This window comes from Runella salmonicolor, from assembly GCF_024158025.1.
Taxonomy (GTDB): Bacteria; Bacteroidota; Bacteroidia; order Cytophagales; family Spirosomataceae; genus Runella; species Runella salmonicolor.
In genome coordinates, this window is sequence record NZ_JAMZEL010000032.1 from 1 (window position 1) to 1,683 (window position 1,683).

Consider the following 1,683-nt stretch of genomic DNA (forward strand, 5'->3'; position numbering starts at 1 on the left):
GGCTTCCCTTTAAAGGGTTAAGATATTAATTATCAGTACTTTGCATCAAAAAATAATCCCCGAATATGCGCGTATTTGGCATAATTCGGGGATTTTCGTATTTTAGTTGTGCTAACAAACCTAAAATACAGATGCAATATACGTTATTTGACTTGGATTCTCCAATTTTCAATAAATTGTATTTATTCAAGAATTCAACTAATTTAGGTTCGATTTATCAAACCATCAACTGGTCATCACTGATTGAGCTACTTCCTAAGAAAAAAACGATGGCAGGTGCGCCATCATGGCTTCCTGCTCAAGGCTATTTTGGGTTGATGTTTTTGAAACATTACACCAAATTGAGTGATGAAAAATTGTTAGAACGGTTCAATACGGACTGGTCGATGCAAATGTTTTGTGGTGTATTACTAACTGATAATGAATTTATTAAGGATAATTCATTTGTATCAAAGGTGAGGAATTATCTTAGTCAACATGTTGATTTTGAGGTTTTTCAGTCAAAAATGATTAAAAACTGGAAAGAGGAGTTGCCTGAGAAAAATGTGATGTTGGCCGATGCGACATGCTATGAAGTATATATTCGTTTTCCAACCGATGCGAAGATTCTTTGGGAATGCTGTGAATGGTTATGGAACAAAAAAATCCCTCAATTTTGTAGGGCTCACAAGTTGAAAGAACCACGTTCCAAGTTCCAAGAGCAAAAAAAGAAACATTTGGTGTATTGTAAACTCAGAAAGAAAACACACCGAAAAACTCAAGCCAGAAAACGAGCATACCTTCATCTATTATCGAAAGGAATTAATGAATTTCAATCGATTCTTAACCAAACTAAAGCCGAGGGACTGTCCCACAAAGAGGCTTCTGTTTTTAAAACTATCAAGCAAGTCTATCAGCAGCAAAATCATTATTTTAATCACCCCAAGTCAAAGATCAAGCATCGGATTGTAAGCTTACATAAACCCTATATTCGCCCTATTGTCAGAGGAAAAGAAAATAAACCAGTCGAGTTTGGCATAAAAGTTCATAAAGTGCAGGTGGGAGGTATCAATCTTATAGAACATGCTAGCTATGAAGCATTTAATGAGTGCAAGAGATTGAAAATAAGCGTCTTGAAACATAAAAATAACTTTGGAGAATGTACTCATTTATCGACCGATAAGATTTATGCTACCAATGAAAATAGGCGATTTTGTACTCAAAATGACATTCAGACAAACTTTGTCCGCAAAGGAGCAGGTAAAGATGACAAACCTACCAAAAAGATAAAAGAGCTACTCAACAAACAACGAAGCACAAGCCTTGAGGGAAGTTTTGGAACAGAAAAGGAGCATTATCTACTTCACAAAATTAAGGCTCAAAACCCTGCTACCGAACGCGTCTGGCTCTTTTTTGGCATTCATACAGCCAACGCTGTTAAGATAGCATCGAGGCGAGAAAAAGCCCAAAAAGGGCTTCGGCAAGCAGCCTAAAAATACCAATTTTATCATCAAAAAATAACTTACGGCGAGTAAGGTGAGAAAACTATGCTTAAAATTCACCCTCTTCGAGGTAGATAGATGAAAAATTTGTAAATGTTGTATTATTCTGTGGTAAGTTAATCAAAAGTTAAAAACCCCAGCAATAGTTAGCTGGGGTTTTTAAAGAAAAACAAAGTCCCAAGTAATTTCCAAGGAAAGCCTA

The 1,683-nt window shown here is 36.0% G+C and carries 1 protein-coding gene; it reads left to right on the forward strand.

Annotation, left to right across the window (positions count from 1 at the left end; all coding sequences use genetic code 11):
- Nucleotides 1-131 precede the first annotated feature (131 nt).
- Nucleotides 132-1,472, forward strand: a complete 1,341-nt coding sequence (locus tag NCI00_RS29330; protein WP_253533520.1) for a transposase — start codon at nt 132-134, stop codon at nt 1,470-1,472.
- Nucleotides 1,473-1,683 lie beyond the last annotated feature (211 nt).